General features: G+C 57.4%; 17 protein-coding genes. 13 read left to right on the plus strand and 4 right to left on the minus strand.

Annotation, left to right across the window (positions count from 1 at the left end; translation table 11 throughout):
* Positions 1-48: 48 nt before the first annotated feature.
* Positions 49-1,428 (minus strand): 23S rRNA (uracil(1939)-C(5))-methyltransferase RlmD, encoded by a 1,380-nt coding sequence (rlmD, locus tag SRBAKS_RS08000; protein ID WP_229595907.1) that lies wholly within the window; start codon positions 1,426-1,428, stop codon positions 49-51.
* Positions 1,429-1,619: 191 nt separating this feature from the next.
* Here rlmD and SRBAKS_RS08005 point away from each other — a divergent pair, with 191 nt between their 5' ends.
* Together SRBAKS_RS08005 and SRBAKS_RS08010 are read left to right on the plus strand one after the other, a co-directional pair.
* Complete coding sequence (locus SRBAKS_RS08005) at positions 1,620-1,925, plus strand: hypothetical protein (RefSeq protein WP_229595909.1); 306 nt, start codon at positions 1,620-1,622, stop codon at positions 1,923-1,925.
* 73 nt (positions 1,926-1,998) lie between these two features.
* Entirely contained in the window at positions 1,999-2,274 is a 276-nt protein-coding gene (locus SRBAKS_RS08010; RefSeq protein ID WP_229595911.1) for a hypothetical protein, read from the plus strand.
* Here SRBAKS_RS08010 and SRBAKS_RS08015 read toward each other — a convergent pair.
* Entirely contained in the window at positions 2,271-3,032 is a 762-nt protein-coding gene (locus SRBAKS_RS08015) for a DUF3108 domain-containing protein (RefSeq protein WP_229595916.1), read from the minus strand. The two genes, SRBAKS_RS08010 and SRBAKS_RS08015, sit on opposite strands and share 4 nt — an antisense overlap.
* 238 nt (positions 3,033-3,270) lie before the next feature.
* On the opposite strand from SRBAKS_RS08015, the gene SRBAKS_RS08020 reads away from it, so the two are divergent.
* On the plus strand, positions 3,271-3,759 hold the full coding sequence (locus SRBAKS_RS08020; protein WP_229595919.1) for a CBS domain-containing protein: 489 nt from the start codon (positions 3,271-3,273) through the stop codon (positions 3,757-3,759).
* 106 nt (positions 3,760-3,865) lie between these two features.
* Here SRBAKS_RS08020 and SRBAKS_RS08025 read toward each other — a convergent pair whose 3' ends face one another.
* Together SRBAKS_RS08025 and pyk are read right to left on the minus strand one after the other, a co-directional pair.
* Positions 3,866-4,879 (minus strand): HD-GYP domain-containing protein, encoded by a 1,014-nt coding sequence (locus tag SRBAKS_RS08025; protein ID WP_229595920.1) that lies wholly within the window; start codon positions 4,877-4,879, stop codon positions 3,866-3,868.
* The gene (pyk, locus tag SRBAKS_RS08030) at positions 4,879-6,321 is read right to left on the minus strand and encodes a pyruvate kinase (RefSeq protein WP_229595921.1); all 1,443 of its coding nucleotides are present in this window, start codon (positions 6,319-6,321) and stop codon (positions 4,879-4,881) included. The genes SRBAKS_RS08025 and pyk overlap by 1 nt, the downstream gene beginning before the upstream one ends.
* 287 nt (positions 6,322-6,608) lie before the next feature.
* Here pyk and SRBAKS_RS08035 point away from each other — a divergent pair, with 287 nt between their 5' ends.
* From SRBAKS_RS08035 to murG, 10 genes are read left to right on the plus strand one after another with little or no spacing between them, the layout of a single operon-like run.
* The gene (locus SRBAKS_RS08035; RefSeq protein ID WP_229595922.1) at positions 6,609-7,055 is read left to right on the plus strand and encodes a division/cell wall cluster transcriptional repressor MraZ; all 447 of its coding nucleotides are present in this window, start codon (positions 6,609-6,611) and stop codon (positions 7,053-7,055) included.
* Positions 7,056-7,057: 2 nt separating this feature from the next.
* Complete coding sequence (gene rsmH, locus SRBAKS_RS08040) at positions 7,058-8,038, plus strand: 16S rRNA (cytosine(1402)-N(4))-methyltransferase RsmH (RefSeq protein ID WP_229595923.1); 981 nt, start codon at positions 7,058-7,060, stop codon at positions 8,036-8,038.
* A complete protein-coding gene (locus SRBAKS_RS08045) occupies positions 8,035-8,316 on the plus strand; it encodes a hypothetical protein (RefSeq protein WP_229595924.1) in 282 nt (93 codons plus the stop codon). The genes rsmH and SRBAKS_RS08045 overlap by 4 nt, the downstream gene beginning before the upstream one ends.
* A gap of 53 nt (positions 8,317-8,369) precedes the next feature.
* Complete coding sequence (locus tag SRBAKS_RS08050) at positions 8,370-10,334, plus strand: penicillin-binding transpeptidase domain-containing protein (protein ID WP_229595925.1); 1,965 nt, start codon at positions 8,370-8,372, stop codon at positions 10,332-10,334.
* The gene (locus SRBAKS_RS08055) at positions 10,309-11,832 is read left to right on the plus strand and encodes a UDP-N-acetylmuramoyl-L-alanyl-D-glutamate--2,6-diaminopimelate ligase (RefSeq protein WP_229596933.1); all 1,524 of its coding nucleotides are present in this window, start codon (positions 10,309-10,311) and stop codon (positions 11,830-11,832) included. The genes SRBAKS_RS08050 and SRBAKS_RS08055 overlap by 26 nt, the downstream gene beginning before the upstream one ends.
* Positions 11,829-13,220, plus strand: a complete 1,392-nt coding sequence (locus SRBAKS_RS08060) for a UDP-N-acetylmuramoyl-tripeptide--D-alanyl-D-alanine ligase (RefSeq protein ID WP_229595927.1) — start codon at positions 11,829-11,831, stop codon at positions 13,218-13,220. Before SRBAKS_RS08055 ends, SRBAKS_RS08060 begins: the two co-directional genes overlap by 4 nt.
* A complete protein-coding gene (gene mraY, locus SRBAKS_RS08065) occupies positions 13,217-14,293 on the plus strand; it encodes a phospho-N-acetylmuramoyl-pentapeptide-transferase (protein ID WP_229595928.1) in 1,077 nt (358 codons plus the stop codon). Before SRBAKS_RS08060 ends, mraY begins: the two co-directional genes overlap by 4 nt.
* A 3-nt stretch (positions 14,294-14,296) precedes the next feature.
* Positions 14,297-15,601 (plus strand): UDP-N-acetylmuramoyl-L-alanine--D-glutamate ligase, encoded by a 1,305-nt coding sequence (gene murD, locus SRBAKS_RS08070; RefSeq protein ID WP_229595934.1) that lies wholly within the window; start codon positions 14,297-14,299, stop codon positions 15,599-15,601.
* Positions 15,594-16,715: a putative lipid II flippase FtsW gene (gene ftsW, locus SRBAKS_RS08075; RefSeq protein WP_229595936.1), complete on the plus strand. Its 1,122-nt coding sequence runs from the start codon at positions 15,594-15,596 to the stop codon at positions 16,713-16,715. The genes murD and ftsW overlap by 8 nt, the downstream gene beginning before the upstream one ends.
* Positions 16,712-17,806 carry an undecaprenyldiphospho-muramoylpentapeptide beta-N-acetylglucosaminyltransferase gene (murG, locus tag SRBAKS_RS08080; RefSeq protein ID WP_229595938.1) on the plus strand — a complete coding sequence of 365 codons (1,095 nt, stop codon included), beginning with the start codon at positions 16,712-16,714 and terminating at the stop codon, positions 17,804-17,806. Before ftsW ends, murG begins: the two co-directional genes overlap by 4 nt.
* Positions 17,807-17,811 lie beyond the last annotated feature (5 nt).

The raw sequence follows: 17,811 nt of genomic DNA on the forward strand, positions 1-17,811 counted from the left end.
CCGTCCCCAAAACCACATACCCACCGCAACCCTGAGGCGGGCACCACGCTATTTTTTGACCAGCAACGCCACTGTTTCGATATGGTGCGTATGCGGGAACATGTCCACAGCCCGAACGCGGGTGAGTTCGTATTTCTCGGACAACCGTTTGATGTCGCGGGCCAGCGTTGCCGGATCACAGGACACGGCGATGATTTTAGCCGGAGCGAGCCGGAGCAGCGCCTTGGCCGTGTTCTCGTGCATGCCGGACCTCGGCGGATCCACAACAAGCACGTCCGGCTTGGGCAGAGATTTCAGGTTGGCCGTTGCGTCCAGAGTTCCGGCCACGAATTCACAGTTGGTCAGATCATTGAGCTTGGCCGAACTCCACGCCTTGGCCACGGATTCTTCGCTGATCTCATAACCGACCACGCGCTTGACCTTGTCAGCCAGGAACACGCCGATGGCGCCGGAACCACAGTACAGGTCCAGCACGGTTTCTGAGCCGGAGAACTCGCCGAACTCGACCACAGTGCCGAACAGCTCGCCAGCGGCAGCGGTGTTGGTCTGGAAAAATCCGTTGGGAGAGACATGGTACCGCGCCTCACGATCACCGTGTGCAACCATCTCCTCCACCACCTTGGAGCCGAGACGAAACTCGACATACTCGCCAATGGCCAGCGTGCTGCGCTTGCTGCGTGAAGAATGGGTGAAGCAGGTCAGCTCGGGAAAACGATCCACCAAGGCCGCGCCAAGCGTTTCGACCTGCGGGTATTTCCGCCTGTCAGCTGAAGTAATGATATGCACCAGCACTTCGCCAAGGGACGTGCGGCGAATGACCAGATGACGCCAGAAACCGTTTTCGGTCTTGGGGTCATACGCGGCAACACCGGACTCGCGACAGAAATCCCGGACAGCCTTGAGCACGTCGATGTCGCGGCTGGAGCAGAGGTGACATTCCTCGATATCGAGTACAGGTGCCAACCCCTTTTCTCCGGCAGGCAGCTGTGCGCGCAGGCCGAGATGCAGGGAGCCGTCACGCCGCTCAAAGGCGAACTCCATTTTATTGCGGTAATTCCACTGCGCCGGAGACGCGAGCGGAGCATCCATGGCGACATCCACGCCGCCGATGCGATTCAGGGAGCTTTGCACCTGAGCCGCTTTCTGCGCAAGCTGCTCGGAATATTCGAGGTCCTGCATGGCACACCCGCCGCACTCTCCGTAATGGGCGCACCGGGGGTCCACGCGATGGGACGAAGGAGTAACCACGGACTCGACCACGCCTTCGGCAAACCGTTTCTTGGCACGAACGATTCGGGCGGACACGATGTCGCCGGGCAATCCGCCCGCCACAAACACGGCCATCCCCTCCACGCGGGCCACACCGCGACCGCCAACGGCCAGAGATTCAATGGTGCATTCGATGATGTCGTCTTTCTTCAAGGGCATGGGTACTCCGATATGTTGTATTGCATAGCTGTTCTGAATGTTTTATGCGCCGGGCGCAAGGAAAAGTCTGCCCGTAGCGTGTTTCCACCATACGTGAAGACTAAACGTTTTCCGCAGCTGTGCCGCGATTGATCATTCAGGGCAGGGAGGCGGTTTGACACGGATTCCTTCGCTTGTCTATGAGATATGTCATGATCGACAAGGCCACCGCACTGGAAACCGTTCTCCGCAAGCTCAAAAAGCTACCCGTGGGACACGCCATCGACCTGCGCACATACAAACGCAACAGATCCGTCGTCATCAAACACGTAGCCCAGGATGCATTTGATGTGATGGAACACGGATTTCATGAAGAACGCTTTCAGGTTCCCCTGTCCGCAATGAAGAAGCTCCTGAAAAGTCTCTTGAAAAGGGAATTTCCCCGCTCAACGAAAATCCGCCTTTACGACCTTGGCGAGACCGAAACAGACATCCGTATCGCGAGAAAAAAAATATGATGTTGCAACTTCTCGCACATACTGCCCATACTCTCGGTCACGACCTGCAACCAACAACAGAGAGCGCACACAGATGATCGACGCAGCCTCCGCACTGACAACCATATTGACCAAAACCAAAAAACTGACCGTGGACACCGGCCTTGAACTGCTCACCTACAAACGGGATCGCGGCCTGCGCATCTGGTACAATGGCAAGGATATGTACACCATCAAGGAATTCGGTTTTGAGTACAATGTCATTGAAACGAACTTCAACGACCTGAAAAAGTTGATCAAGACCCTGCTCAAGCGGGAGTTCCCCCGTTCAAAGAAGATTCGGGTTCGCGAAATCCAGGGCTGGGACTAGGTGCGCGGCGGCTTGTATTCGATCAGCTTCATGGTGAAATGACCCACCGCAACCTTTGAACGGACCTTGACCGGAATGCGCCGTTCGTCTGCCGAAAACCAGACAAGCAGCTCGGCGTCATCGCTCTTCTTGAACACGCCGGAAAGATGCTTGATGTCGAGGCGCACCCTGTACGCTTCAATGTCGCCTATGCCGGTATCCACATTTTCCTTTTTCTCGACAACGGCTTCGCTCACCACGGAGACCTTGCCATCGGTCACGTTGGACTTGAACTTCATGCCCACATACAGCGGTTGCTTGCGAAATGCGAACAGGATGGACATGGGATCGAACACTTCATCGGGCTGGTCGATGACATGCTGCAACTTGCCCCGCGCCCATCGCTTGGTCTGATTGTTGTCCGTATCAAAAAGCAGATCGACCTTCTTGTGGTACGACCCTTCATTCTGATCTTTCTTGTACCGCAGAGAGTGTGTGACATCCATGTTGGTCCATGCCTCAAGAACATCCCGGACCTTGTAGAAATTATCCACCCATGGCGCGGTCTTGGCCTTGGCCCAGAAGTAGCGCGCAGGCACACCGTTCATATCAGTGTCCGCCTTGACCTTGAGCTGCGCATATCCGGCGAAAAACATGGTCCAATGAATTTCATATCTCATTTGTTCGCCCGGTCCGAAGGGAAAGCTTTCCTTGGCATGGACAGGCGTCACAACAACGATGCAGAGAATGGCAAGCGCCATCAGTATTGATTTGTTCATGCTTCCATGGTTGCACATTATATGCCCAAGTCAAGAAAAGAGATGCATACTCCCTTTCTGGGACACTCTATCACACTGTCATTTCAGATAGATAGAGCGTTGAACTCACCGCATGTCGTTGCATGACCTCAAGGAGAAATATCGCAGTTCGAGTTGTTATGGACAAAAAATTACTCTATGGATACGAGTAATTGCACAAGATGTCCTGACACACACCCCTTTTGAAGGAGATAGCCATATGATGCTCAGAAAACGCGCCTGGGACATGATGCGCGACGAATTCCCCACCGTTCAAGAAGACGCCAGCCTGGCCGAGACAATCCGGGTCATGCGCGAAGCCATGGTGGAAGCACCTGATTCCCAAGTCGTCGTTGTTTTGAACAAAAGCGGCAAACTGGCAGGCACAATAAATCTGTGGAAGCTGTTCAAGGCGGTCAAGAAGTCCGTACTCAAGGACGAAAATCTCCTGTCCAACGCCGGAGTTGACTGGGATCAGCAGTTCGCCAATGCCTGCCTCATCTGCACCCAGATGCGGCTGGAGGATTCACTCATGAAGAATCCCCCCATCCTCAAGCCCAACGACCCCATTCTGGTGGTCCTGGACATCTTCCTCAAATCCCGACGCGACTGGGCGCTGGTCATGGAAGGCGAAAAAGTCATGGGCGTGGTCTACGTCACGGACGTCTACAGAGAAATGACCCGCGACATGGTTCAGATCTTCAAATAGCCGTATAGAAAAACACGTTCGCCGCATTCAACTGTACGGAACTAAAGGGCTTTCGAACATGGCCGGTGCGGTGGTTTACCGCAAAAGCAGCCGACAGCCCCCCTCTCTAAGGCTTCATTTTGAGATCCATCATCAACAGCATCTGCAGGGCCTTGGTGATCTCGCGGTCATACTTGGCGTCCTGCGTCAACTCCATGGCTGCCTGCACCATCCCCTTGCCCTTGGCATAGGGACGATTGGAGATCATGGCGCAAAAGGAATCGGCCACGGCGCACAGGCGACCCGGGAATTCCTGCTTGATGGATTTGAGCGGATAGCCGGACCCGTTGCACCGTTCGTGATGCTCTGTGACGCATTGCTCCATCTCGGCAAACCGAAGCCCGAGCTTGTTCAGCATCTCGAATCCGACCTTGGTGTGACTATTGATCTTGTTCCGTTCCTCACCGGTCAGGGGTTTATCCTTGGTACGAATGAAAACAGGCACCTTGGCCATCCCCAGATCGTGGATGAACAGACCGGCCACCAAATTATCGAACGTCTTGCGTTTGATGGTGTCCTGAAAGTTTTTTTCCTTTATCTTGCCCAGCAACGCGACACCCAGAAAACCGGTATTCACCGAATGATTTTCCAGAGAATGCTCAGTGTGCAGACGCCTGACCAAAGCCCTTGCGCGACGAATGTCCTCGTAGAGATATTCGGTCAGGACCATCAAATCCACCCACAGTTTTTCAAACACACCCTTGACCGGCTGCTCGAAAAACTCTGCCAACCGACGGGTCAAGGCCTGGGTGAAAATATCCGCGATTTCCTTTTCCTTGAGGTTCTTGTCCACCAGAACGAGGTCAAGCTGAAAGCTGATATGCTTGACATAGACGGGATGATCCTCGCGAGAAACAAAAACCATCCCATCCTGCGTCATCTCCAAAAGCTCGGCGACCTGTTCATTGGTCAGCCGCCCGCCCACCTTGTAATAGGGCATGATACGAGCCACATCTTCCTTGAACCGGAAGATATTGAGCGGCGGGCGATATTTGTTGAAGCTACCGAGGATATCAGTGCTTATCTGGTAGTATTCCTCGTTGAGACCGTCCGGGATATCATGCTTCTGGGATGAACTCATTAACTCGCTACTTTCTTTAATTTTTCATACAGTTTGACCACGTTCGTCTGAGTCACGGACTTGCCCTTGATGGGCTGACCCGCCGTGATGATGACGATGTCCCCCTCATCAAAGGCGGGAGACTGCCGGACGAACACTTCGGCCCGTTCCTGATGGTCATCGATTACATCCAGTGGTTTGGCAGGAATAACCCCCAAAGAGAGATTTGTGAAGTGCCGCACTGTGGAATCCGAACTCAGGGCATAAATCGACTGTGCCGGACGACAGGATGACAGGATGCGCGACGTCGCGCCAGAGGTGGAATGACAAACGATGGCCTTGGCGTCCGTCTTGCCTGCCAGCATGGCCGCAGCGTGGGCCAGGAAGGTGGACGGGTGCTCCTTGACGCCATCCACAGAGATATTGACCATGCCGGATTCAACCATGTACGCCTCAATCTCGTAAGCGATCTTACGCATGAACTTCACCGCTTCGCCGGGATACCGTCCCACAGCCGTCTCTTCACTGAGCATGACGCAGTCCGCACCGTCCAAAATGGCGTTGGCCACGTCCGTGGTCTCGGCGCGGGTCGCCATGGGTGAGTTGACCATGGAAAGCAGCATCTGGGTTGCCACGATGACCGGCTTGCCCAGCCTGTTGCATGCCTTGATGATACGCTTCTGGGCTGCGGGCAGTTCGGCCAGATCAAGCTCAAGACCGAGGTCGCCGCGTGCCACCATGATGCCGTCGGCCTCTGTCAGGATTTCGTCCAGGCATTCCAACGCGGCCGTGCGCTCTATCTTGGCGATAATGGGCACGCGCCTGCCGTACTGAATCATCTCGGCGCGCAGGTTGCAGATATCTTCGGGCTTCTGGACAAAACTCATGGCCACCACATCGACCCCGAGGTCCATGCCGATGGCCAGATCCGCCTTGTCCTTTTCGGTAAGCGGAGCCAGCGGAGTCTTCATACCCGGGAAGGTAATGCCTTTCCGGGGCGGGCAGATACCCGCGTTGGTGGCTTCCAGACGAATGAGCTGCGGCTCCTCGATCTCGACCACTCTGAACCGGATGACACCGTCACCCAGCGCCACGGGATCACCGACCTTCACGCCTTCGAACATCTCCGGGATATCCAGGCAGATGAACGGCGCTCCGTCGTCCTTGTATTTATCGGATGAACCAAGCATGACCTCGTCACCCTTGTTGACCTCAAACGTGCCGAGCCCGACATCACAGGTACGGATCTTGGGTCCGGAGAGGTCCTGCAACACGGTCAGGGTCAGCTCGGTCTCCTCCTCAAGCCTGCGGATAATCTCCACCATTTTGGCGAAAAATTCACGCCCACCATGGGAAAAATTGAGCCTGAAAATCTTTGCCCCGGACTCAACCAACTCCTTGACCGCTTCATAGCTGTCCGTTCCTGGTCCCAGCGTGGCAATAATCTTGATATGCCTGTCCATAAAAGCCTCCTGGCTGACGGCGTGTATTGGGAAACAACAATCTTTTCCCTGGCTGATGATCTTTATAGTTTGATTTTAATGCACTTTTCCAAAGCACACATCAACAGGTTAGGATCAACTCTAGGCTCCTGACCCAAAAAAATCAATTACACTCCCCTTTTTTTTATCAAACAAAACCGTGACGACGGTTGACTTTCCCTTGTTTTTCAAGCACAGGTGGGAAGAAGTGGAATTTAGTGTAAAAAAGTGTAAATAAGTGGTAGCACAAAACCATACCGAGGAAGAACATGCTGTTTTTTGGCCATGCACACAGAAGCCTTGACGATAAGGGGCGGCTCATTTTGCCCCCCGAGTTCAGGGATGTCATCCGGGAGAACGTCCCGGAAGGCTATGTGGTGCTGACCATTTACGGCAACCAGGTCATCGGCATTACTCCTTCTCAATGGGACCATGCTGTCAAGGAATTCATGAGCGTCAAGGCACCGGACAACGATTTGGAAGAAGAGATGCTTCTCTTTTTCTCCTGCTACACCAAAGCTCCCGTCAGCAAACAGGGCCGCATCGCCATTCCCGCGGACCTGCGCAAGAGCGGTGGCCTGGAAGGCAACGTAACAGTACTGGGTGCCGGACGTAAATTTGTAATCCGTCCCGAAGATGGTTTTGACAATCTGCTCAACAGAAAACGGGATATCTCGCGTCAGTTGGCCGAGAACAATCTCGATCTGAAGATATAGCCATGGCTGATACCACTATCAACCCGGCCGATCTACACGCAACAGTTCTTTTACATGAAGTGGTTGAGTGGCTGAGACCCAAACCAGGCGGTCGGTATATGGACGGCACGCTGGGCATGGGCGGTCACAGCCTGCAGATACTCAAAACTGCGGGAGACAAGGCCGAGCTTTTGGGGCTTGACCGAGATGAAGAGGCTTTGGCGCTGGCAAGGAAGCGCCTCGTGGAGTTCGAAGACAGGATTCACCTGTTCCACACCCCCTTCTCCCGGTTTGAGGAGGCTCTGGATGAAATCGGTTGGGATTTGATAGACGGCGCGGTCCTCGACCTCGGCGTCTCATCCATGCAGCTGGACGTTGCTGAAAGAGGATTCAGCTTCATCCATGACGGTCCGCTGGACATGCGCATGGACCCGGATTCCACCACTTCGGCCGAAGAATTGGTGAACACGCTGAAACACGGTGATCTGGCGCGGATCATCAGAGTCTACGGAGAAGATCCGTTGGCCGGAAAAATCGCGTCAGCGATATTGAAAGCACGGGAAAAGGAAGCAATCACGAGAACGCTTCAACTGGCCGAGATAGTGAGATTGGCCTACCCGCCCAAGATGCGGCACACAGCGCGGAATCATCCGGCGACCCGCACCTTCCAGGGGCTTCGTATCGCAGTCAACAGGGAAACTGAGGAACTTGAATATTACCTTAAAACCATTGTCGGACGCCTTAAACCCGGCGCCAGAGTAGCTATCATTTCGTTTCATTCCCTGGAGGACAGGGCCGTGAAACACGCATTTCGGGATGCCGCCAAGGGGTGCAAATGCCCCCCGCATCAACTCCACTGCACCTGCGGCGGCAGGCCTGAAATGAAAGTGCTGACGAAAAAGCCGCTCATGGCCGGTGAGGCTGAAAGGGAAGCGAACCCCCGCGCACGGAGTGCCAAGCTCAGAGTCGCGGAAAAACTCGCCCCAGACGGAGAAGAAGCATGAGCAAGACCGACAAAACGCTCCTTTGGATGACACTGTCCCTGCTGGGGATAGCGCTCACTCTTGGTCTGGGAGCCGTGTGGTTGAGCATCGAGCGCATGGATCTGGCATATGACCTGCGCAAGATGGAGGAGAGCCTTGGCCAGAAAGAGGATCTGGCCACGAAACTGACGGTTGAGAGGAACAACCTGGTTTCGCCATACAGGCTCAAAAAACTCGCAGGCCAGCTCGGTCTGGGAGTGGCTGCGCCGGGTCAGATACGGCGGATAGCCAAGCAATAGCAGCGCGTTTTGCCATAGACGCGCCGCCATAAGTGGGAAACAGGGAATACTTGATGGCACAGGACACGAAAGGGCGCACAGATCACAGCACGATCAAAATAGGGTTTGTAATGGCCCTGTTTGGTCTTGCTTTGGGTGGTCTGTGGTTCCGCGCCGGATGGGTGCAAATCCATGAAGGCGAAAAATTGGCCGCAAAGGCCGACAGGCAGAGCCACGTAACCGAATACAAGTTCGGCGAGCGCGGCCGTATTCTCGATCGCAACGGTCAGATGCTTGCAACGTCCATCGAGTCCAAATCCGTCTGCGCCCATCCCTACAAGATCACCAATGTGGATGTGGCCGCGGATATGCTCTCCCGCGAGCTGGGCATTCGCCGCACCACAATCTACAAGAAGCTCAAGTCCAAAAGAAATTTCGTCTGGATCAAACGGCAGGTCACGGACCGCGAGTCCTCTGCCGTGCTCAAATCCAAACTCCCCGGCGTGGTCCTGACCAGTGAATATCACCGCATTTACCCCAATGAACATCTTGCAGGACAAATCCTCGGCTTCGTGGACATCGACGGCAAAGGTCGCGAAGGCATCGAGCGGATCTACAACGACCGCCTCAAACCGAGCGAAGCCAAGTTCGTGGTCCAGCGCGACCGCAAGAACGGCCGCTACACCCTCGACATCTCAAGACAGGACGTGGACATCAACGGTCAGGACATACGGCTGACCATCGACATCCAGATCCAGCACGCCGCGGAACAGGCTCTGGCCAAATCCATTGCCAAATACGACGCCCGCTCCGGCATTGTGCTCGTTGTCGATGTTTCAACCGGCGACATTCTGGCCATGGCCAACCAGCCCTTCTTCAACCCGAACACGGTTCGCTCTTCCAAGGCCTACCAGCGCAGACTGCGTGCCCTGACCGATTCCTACGAGCCGGGTTCAACATTGAAGCCGATCCTGTTCGCTGCCGCCCTTGAAGAGAAAGTCATCGAACCGGACACGCTTATCAACTGCGAAAACGGCCGCTGGCATGTCGCCCGCAGGCTCATCCGCGACACCCACCCGGAGCAATGGCTGCCCGCAAACAAGGTGCTGCGGTACTCCTCCAACATCGGTTCAGCCAAGATCGGCATGGAACTCGGTGCAGAGCGCTATTACTCCTATCTGGCCAAACTCGGTTTTGGCGAAAAGACCAATATCGGCCTCCCCGGCGAGTCCTCCGGCATCATGCGGCCTGCCGCACGATGGACGTCCGTTGATCTCGCGGCCATCAGCTTCGGACAGGGCATCGGCGCCACAGCCCTGCAAATGGCCAAGGCATTTCTCTGTATCGCCAATCAGGGCGCAACGCGCGAACTCAATCTGGTCAAATCACCAAAGGCCGAACGCAAGAACGTCTCGGTACAGGTTTTCAGTCCCGAAACCACGGCCAAGGTCCTGTCCATGATGAAGGACGTGGTTCACGAAGACGGCACAGGACGCAGCGCGCGCATCGAAGGCATCACCATGGCGGGCAAGACCGGCACCGCACAGAAAGCCTCTCCCAAGGGCGGCTACGGCGATCAATATCTTTCCTCCTTCGTCGCCCTGGTCCCGGCCGACAACCCCGAGCTGATGGTCATCACCATGATCGACGAACCGCAGAAGGCCAACTACGGCTCCATGGTGGCGGCACCGGTCTGCCGCGAGGTGACCGTGCGCACGCTGGCCTACCACGGCAAGCTCTCCGAAACACTTGTGGCGGATGATGCCGAAATCGTGCCCATGGATGAGATCGTGGAAAGCGCCAAGTCGGATATCGGCCCGGCGCAGGTACAGGCCGTCATCGACACGGACCGTGTTCCGAACATCGCTGGCATGCCCGTCCGAAGGGCACTCGAAGTTTTAGTGAAAATGGGAATTGTCCCTGTGCTCAAAGGCACGGGAATGACGGTCAAACGGCAGAAACCCGCGGCGGGTACACCCTGGCCGGAAGACCAAACTTCGGAGGGAGAGGATGATGTTTTTATTCTCTGGCTCTCATAGCGGCAAGGAAGAGGAAACCGGCGTCATGGAATTTGAAACCCTGCTTACCAAAGCGAAAAAGGGACTGGTGGTACGCACCGATTCACGCAAAATCCAGAAAGGGGAATGCTTTGTTGCCATGCCCGGCACGGCTGTGCGCGGCATCGACTACATCCCCAGCGCACTGGACAACGGCGCGAAGTACATAGTTGCCCCCAAAGCGGCCCGTGATCTGGTCGCCCCTGTGGTCGAGAACAAGGCCGTGGCCGTGTACCACGACAACCCGGCCATCGCTCTGGGCGAGTTGGCCCGCGCCTACTTCCAGGTGGAACAGCGGGACATCAAGCTGGTGGGCATCACCGGCACGAACGGCAAGACCACAACGTCGTATATCCTTGAACACCTGCTCACCACCGCGGGCCTGAAGGTAGGCGTCCTCGGCACGGTCAGTTATCGCTGGCCGGGCTTTGAAATGGACGCCCCGCTGACCACGCCCGACTGTTGGATGATCCACGAACTCCTCTTCAACATGAAGAAGGCGGACGTGGACGTGGTCATCATGGAAGTCTCCTCCCACGCACTGGATCAGTATCGTGTGGCCGGACTCGACTTTCACGCAGGCATTTTCACCAATCTCACCCAGGATCATCTGGACTACCACGGCACCATGGAAGACTACTTCCGGGCCAAATCAATGCTTTTCAAGGACTACCCGCTGCCCCGCAAGGCCAACGTGCTCAACTTCAACGATCCCTATGGCCGCCGCCTTCTGGCCGAAGTCGAAGACGGCATAGGCTACGGCATCGGCGACACCAATCTGGTGGAGCAGGAAGTGGGCAACAAGCCCCTCCTTCAGGGACGCATACTCTCCATGACCGGACAGGGCATGGAGATCGAGACCTCGTTCAAGGGCAAGAGTTGGCTGATCAAATCGCCGCTCATAGGCGCGTTCAACGCCATGAACCTGCTGGCCGCACAGGCCGTCGGCCTGCACCTCGGCCTGAACTGCAAGGACATGCGCAAACTGTCCACATTCGCCGGGGTACCCGGCAGGCTGGAGCGGGTCATAAACGACCGCGACCTCGATATTTTCGTGGATTATGCCCACACGCCCGATGCCCTTATCAACGTGCAGAAATCGCTCAAGGAGCTTGACTTCAACCGCTTGATAACGGTGTTCGGCTGCGGCGGAGACCGCGACAAGACCAAACGCCCACTCATGGCCGAGGCGGCCGCCAAGTATGCGGATGTGGCTGTCCTCACTTCGGACAACCCGCGCAGCGAACAGCCCGAGGCGATCATGGCAGACGCCCGCCCCGGCCTGACCGGCGCGGCCCGCATCATCGAACACCCGGACCGGCAGACCGCCATCAATCTGGCTGTCATGGAAATGCAGCCCGGCGACGCCCTGCTCATCGCGGGCAAGGGCCACGAAGACTATCAGGTCATCGGCTCCGAAACCATTCACTTCTCCGACAAGGAAGCGGCCATGAAGGCCATAAAGGAAAAATATTCGTGATTCTGACCCTGGCTGACGCAGCACGGTGCTTTGGCGCCCTGGCCGAAGAAGGCTACGACAAGACCGTCATCAACTCGGTGCAAACCGACTCGCGCACCGTGACCAAAGACGATCTCTTCGTCTGCATCAGCGGCGACAACTACGACGGGCATGAATTTGCTGCACAGGCCGCCAAATCCGGCGCTGCCGCCATCATCGCATCCCGCATGCTGGACGATGTGGACGCCCCTGTCATCATGGTCAGGGACACCCTCAAGGCGCTGGGCAAGCTTGCCGCCTGCTGGCGGGACATGTGCGGGGCCAGACTCGTCGCCGTCACCGGCACGGCCGGCAAGACCACGGTCAAGGAGATGCTCTACGCCGTGTGTTCGCAAAAGTTCAGCGTTGCCAAGAACTATCGCAATTTCAACAATCAGATCGGACTGCCCATGTCCATGCTCAAGGCCACCGACGAACAGGAACTGTGGATCATGGAGCTGGGCATTTCACATCAGGGCGACATGGAAGAGCTGGCCCCGGTTGCCAGCCCGGACATCGCCGTGATCACCAACGTGGGCCCCGGTCATCTGGAAGGACTCGGCGACGAGGCAGGCGTGGCACAGGCCAAGACCGTTCTGCTCAAATATCTGCGCCAGTCCGGTTCGGCCATCATCAGTCGGGATTACCCGCTGCTCTGGGACGCGGCCCGCGAAATCGTGGACGCCCCCACAGCATTCTCAACTCAAGGTCATCGTGACACCTCCTATGTTGCCTCGTTCCTCGGCGGGGCCGAAGTCGAAGGGTGGGGACGCTTCGACCTTCGGACCCCCGAGGGCGAGGGTGAACTGATCGCTCCGTTCTGCGGCGAACACTACGCCGAGAACCTGGCCTGCGTGGCCGCGGTCGCCCATGAACTGGGCCTGAGCCGGGAGGATGTCATCAACGGTTTGAAGACGCTCGAAGCGGACACCCAGCGGTTCTGCTGCAAGGTAGGCGGAGACGTCACGGTCATCGACGACACGTACAATGCCAACCCGCTGTCCATGCGTCGCTCCATTGCCACGGCACGGGAGCTGGCAGGCGACACGCCGCTGGTCCTCGTGCTGGCCGACATGCGCGAACTGGGACGTGAGACCGTCATGCGCCATGAAGAGCTGGGGACGATCATCAGGGAAGCGGCACCCTCTGCGGTGTTCTACAAAGGTGACCACCGACAGGATGTCGCAAAGGGGTATGGCGGAGACATCACGCAGCTGACCACCCCCGATGAATTCATAACCCGGTGGAACGAACTGGGGATCGACCGGGGCGTGGTCCTGGTCAAGGGGTCGCGTTCACTGAAGATGGAAGAATACGCCAACATCCTTTGTCGTAAGGTCAAAGCGGGAATGCAAGGAGACAACCAGTGATTTACAATTTCCTCGTTCCACTCAGTCAGGACGTAGGCCTGTTCAACGTCTTCCGCTACATCACTTTCCGTTCGGTGTGGGCGCTGCTGACCGCGTTGATCATCTCCATCCTGTTCGGCCCGGCAATGATCCGCTGGCTGACCCGCATCAAATGCGGCCAGTATATCCGTGAAGACGGCCCGCAGCATCAGGCCAAACAGGGCACCCCCACCATGGGCGGACTGATGATCCTGTTGAGTGTGGGTGTCTCCACCCTGCTCTGGGCAGACCTGACTAATATTTATGTCTGGCTGACACTCCTGGTCTACGCGGGATTCAGCGCCATCGGCTTTGCCGACGACTACATCAAGGTCATCAAGAAGCAGAATCAGGGACTCTCGGCCAAGGCCAAATTTGCCATGCAGTGTCTGGTCACGGCAGTGGCCATCGCCATGCTCATCAACCAGCCCGCCTATTCCACCCAGCTATCCGTGCCGTTTTTCAAAAACTTCAGCCCGGACCTCGGCTGGTTCTATCTGCCCTTTGCCATGGTGGTCATGGTGGGCGCATCCAACGCGGTGAACCTGACCGACGGGCTGGACGGGCTGGCGATCGGCCCCATGGTGGTTGCCATGGCCTGTTTCGCCCTCTTCATTTACGTGTCCGGCCACGCGGCCATGGCCAACTACCTTCAGGTGCAGAACATCCAGGGCATCGGCGAGGTCACGGTCTTCTGCGGAGCCATGGTCGGCGCAGGGCTCGGCTTCCTCTGGTTTAACGCGCACCCGGCACAGGTCTTCATGGGCGATGTCGGTTCACTGGGACTTGGCGGCGCACTCGGCTTCGTGGCCGTGCTGGCCAAACAGGAGCTGCTGCTCACAATCGTGGGCGGCGTGTTCGTGTTCGAGACCCTCTCGGTCATCCTGCAGGTGGGCTATTTCAAACTCACGGGCGGCAAACGCATTTTCAAGATGGCCCCGCTCCATCACCACTTCGAACTCAAAGGCATCCCGGAATCCAAGATCATCGTTCGTTTCTGGATTCTCTCCATACTCATGGCCCTGATGGCCCTTTCCACATTGAAACTGAGGTAGAAAGTGAACCGTACCGTCCGCAACTTCATCGACCAAGCCATCCTCACGGACAAGCAATCCGTGGTCGTGGGCACAGGCAAGTCAGGCCTGGCCGCTGCCCGTCTGCTCCATGCAGTGGGTGCGCAGGTGCGCGTTGTGGATCGCAATGAGGACGTCAACGAAGATATCCTCGGCGAGCTCAAGGGCAAGGTCACGCTCATCAAGGGCGAACATCGCAAGGAACACTTTGCCGATGCGGACATCGTGGTCTTCTCTCCCGGCGTACCGGTCAAGAAACTCGCCTCGGTGCTGGACGGCATCCCGGCAAGCAAGCTGGTGTCCGAGCTGGAATTCGCGTCCTGGTTCATCGAAGCCCCGGTGCTGGCCGTAACCGGCTCGAACGGCAAGACCACCACCGTGAGCATGATCGCTGCAATCCTGGAGCAGGCAGAACGCCGCATCTTCACCGGCGGCAACATCGGCGTGCCCCTGTGCGAATACCTGCTGGACATGGAACCGGCTGAGATCATCGTGCTCGAAGTCTCCAGCTTCCAGCTCCAGAACTGCCGCCTGTTCAAGCCGCATGTGGCCCTGTTCCTCAATTTCGCGGCCAACCACCTCGACTACCATGAAGACATGGACGAATACCTCGACGCCAAGCTGGCCCTGTTCAGCCAGATGACCGGCGAGGACACGGCGCTCATGCACGAAAGCCTGCGCGAGATGCTGGAAAACCGCCCCTTCACCAACGCCCATGTAGAGTGGTTTGGCGCCAACGAAACCTTTGAAGCGCCCAATCTGCTGGGCACGCACAACCGGGCCAATATCGAAGCCGCATGGCAGGCGGTGAAGCGGTTCGGCGTGACCGAAGAACAGGCTGGCGAGACCATCCGGAATTTCAAGCCCCTGCCCCACCGCATCGAGCCTGTGGCCGAAAAATTCGGCGTACTCTATGTCAACGACTCCAAGGCAACCACACTGGACGCGGCCCTGGCTGCCGTTCACTCCTTTGATCGTCCGGTGCGCCTGCTCATGGGCGGCGTGTGGAAGGGCGGCGATGTGGACGCGTTTGCCAAGGCCATCAAGGGAGCCGTTGTTTCCGTCGGACTGTTCGGAGGCTCCCGCGAAATACTCGAACCGGCCCTGGAAGAACACTGTGCCGTATTCTGGGATGAAACACTGGAAGACGCCGTGAAACGCCAGACCAATCTTTCCGACATCAACGACGTGATCCTGCTCGCCCCGGCCACGTCCAGTTTCGACCAGTATAATAACATGGCTGAACGCGGTAACGATTTCAAACGTGTGGTGGAGGGACTCCATGAGTAGTCTCAATTCAAATACGTCAAGCGCCGTCAGAGGCAGCATTGATCCCTGGCTGCTCACCGCTACCCTGCTGCTCGGTGGTTTCGGTTTGATCATGGTCCTGTCCGCTTCCGGCATCATGGCCGAATACAAGCATGCGGACAAATTCTACTTCTTCAAGCGCCAGCTCATCTACACCGGTGTGGGGCTGGCCGCCATGATCGCCTGCATGCAGATTCCCCGTCGCTTCTTCTATTCCATGACCTATGTCTGGATTCTGACGGCCATCGTCCTGCTCGGCCTGTGCTCCACTCCGCTGGGTACGTCCGTCAACGGTGCCAGCCGCTGGCTCAAGTTCGGCCCGGTCAACTTCCAGCCCCTGGAGTTCGCCAAGGTGGCGCTGGTCTTCTACCTCGCCTATTTCTTTTCCAGAAAGCAGGACCTCGTACAGACCTTTTCCGTGGGATTCCTGCCCCCCATTCTGGTGACAGGTGTGCTCGGCGGTCTGCTTCTGCTCCAGCCCGACTTCGGCGGCGCGGTCATCATGTCCGGCATTCTCTTTTTCATGTGCCTGGTGGGCGGCACCCGGTTCATCTATCTGCTAACTTCTCTGGTCCTGGCCGCGGGGTCCGGGTACATGCTCATCGCGTCTTCGCCCTACAGAATGAAACGCTGGACCGCCTTCCTCAATCCGCATGAACTGGCGCAGAACGAGGGCTACCAGCTCGTTCAGTCCCTGTATGCCTTTGGCAAGGGTTCCATTTTCGGCACCGGCATCGGCGCGGGCCAGTCCAAGCTCCTCTTTCTGCCCGAAGCGCACAACGACTTCATCATGGCCGTGGTGGGCGAGGAACTCGGCTTTGTCGGCATGTCGCTCTTCTTTTTCACCATCGGATTTTTCATGTGGCGCTCCTTCCGCATCGCCCAGAAGCTGGAAGACCTGCAGGACCGTTTCACCGCGTTCGGCATCACCTGCATCGTGGGGCTCGGCATGGTCCTCAACTTGGCTGTCGTGCTCGGCGCTGTCCCGCCCAAGGGCGTGGCCATGCCGTTCATCAGCTACGGCGGCTCCAGCCTGACCGCGTCATTCATCTGCGCCGGTATTCTGCTCAACCTTTCCCGGAGGGTGAAGACATGACCCTGAATCGCGTCGTCATCACCACCGGCGGTACGGGTGGGCACATCTTCCCGGCGCTGGCCGTGGCCACAGAGCTGGTTCTGCGCAACAAGGGCGTGGACGTCCTCTTTGTCGGCGGCCCCGGTCCTGAGGGCGACATGGCCCGCAAGTTCGGCCTGCGGTTCGTGGAACTTCCGGCCAGCGGCATCATGGGCCGCGGCATCCCCGGCATTCTGTCCGCCATAGGCTGGGTCGGCACGGCTGTGCCCAGAGCCATTGCCACCATCTGGCGGTTCAAGCCGGAAGTGGTCATCGGCTTCGGCGGATACGCAGGGTTCTGCCCTGTTCTGGCTGCATGGATGCTGGGCAAGCCCACGGCCGTGCATGAGCAGAACTCCGTACCGGGTGTGACCAACAAGGTGCTCGGCAATCTGGTCAAACGAATTTTTCTCAGTTTCCGGGACAACACCGTGGCCTTCCCGGTGTCCAAAACCACGCTCACCGGCAATCCGGTGCGTCTGGATATTTTCAAGGCCGCCGAACGCCGCCAGAGCCGCATCACCGGCAAGCGCGTACTGGTGCTGGGCGGCAGCCAGGGTGCCAAGCCCATCAACGACGCCATCATCGAAGGGTTGCCCAAACTCATGGAAGCCGGTGTCACGCTGGTGCATCAGGCCGGCAAGGCCGACTACACCCGAGTCAGGGCCGCCTACGAGGCAGCCGGTGCGGACTCGGCCCAGGTACACGAATTTATCGAGGATATGGGGACCGAATACGCCTCCTGCGATCTGGCCATCTGCCGATCCGGGGCGACCACGGTCTTCGAAATAGCGGCAGCAGGGGTCCCGGCCATTTTCGTGCCATTTCCCCATGCCACACACGACCATCAAACCATGAATGCCACAGCCATGTCGGACCTCGGCGCGGCCAAGCTCATCCCCCAGTCGGTACTGACCGGGGATATGCTGGCCCACGCCGCATGCAGGCTTCTCGACGATGAGAAGCGCTTGAAAGATATGGAAGAAGCGGCCCGCCAGTTCGCCAAGCCGAACGCGGCCGCAGATATAGTATCGGGGCTGGAAAGTCTCGTGACGCAAGGCAGAGGAGTATAGAAATG

It is taken from the genome of Pseudodesulfovibrio sediminis, from assembly GCF_020886695.1.
Taxonomy (GTDB): domain Bacteria; phylum Desulfobacterota; class Desulfovibrionia; order Desulfovibrionales; family Desulfovibrionaceae; genus Pseudodesulfovibrio; species Pseudodesulfovibrio sediminis.

Excerpts from the sequence above, each read along its gene's own strand:
- rlmD (WP_229595907.1), bottom strand. The coding sequence starts at position 1,428 with ATGCCCTTGAAGAAAGACGACATCATCGAATGCACCATTGAATCTCTG.
- SRBAKS_RS08005 (WP_229595909.1), top strand. The coding sequence starts at position 1,620 with ATGATCGACAAGGCCACCGCACTGGAAACCGTTCTCCGCAAGCTCAAA.
- SRBAKS_RS08010 (WP_229595911.1), top strand. The coding sequence starts at position 1,999 with ATGATCGACGCAGCCTCCGCACTGACAACCATATTGACCAAAACCAAA.
- SRBAKS_RS08015 (WP_229595916.1), bottom strand. The coding sequence starts at position 3,032 with ATGAACAAATCAATACTGATGGCGCTTGCCATTCTCTGCATCGTTGTT.
- SRBAKS_RS08020 (WP_229595919.1), top strand. The coding sequence starts at position 3,271 with ATGATGCTCAGAAAACGCGCCTGGGACATGATGCGCGACGAATTCCCC.
- SRBAKS_RS08025 (WP_229595920.1), bottom strand. The coding sequence starts at position 4,879 with ATGAGTTCATCCCAGAAGCATGATATCCCGGACGGTCTCAACGAGGAA.
- pyk (WP_229595921.1), bottom strand. The coding sequence starts at position 6,321 with ATGGACAGGCATATCAAGATTATTGCCACGCTGGGACCAGGAACGGAC.
- SRBAKS_RS08035 (WP_229595922.1), top strand. The coding sequence starts at position 6,609 with ATGCTGTTTTTTGGCCATGCACACAGAAGCCTTGACGATAAGGGGCGG.
- rsmH (WP_229595923.1), top strand. The coding sequence starts at position 7,058 with ATGGCTGATACCACTATCAACCCGGCCGATCTACACGCAACAGTTCTT.
- SRBAKS_RS08045 (WP_229595924.1), top strand. The coding sequence starts at position 8,035 with ATGAGCAAGACCGACAAAACGCTCCTTTGGATGACACTGTCCCTGCTG.
- SRBAKS_RS08050 (WP_229595925.1), top strand. The coding sequence starts at position 8,370 with ATGGCACAGGACACGAAAGGGCGCACAGATCACAGCACGATCAAAATA.
- SRBAKS_RS08055 (WP_229596933.1), top strand. The coding sequence starts at position 10,309 with ATGTTTTTATTCTCTGGCTCTCATAGCGGCAAGGAAGAGGAAACCGGC.
- ftsW (WP_229595936.1), top strand. The coding sequence starts at position 15,594 with ATGAGTAGTCTCAATTCAAATACGTCAAGCGCCGTCAGAGGCAGCATT.
- murG (WP_229595938.1), top strand. The coding sequence starts at position 16,712 with ATGACCCTGAATCGCGTCGTCATCACCACCGGCGGTACGGGTGGGCAC.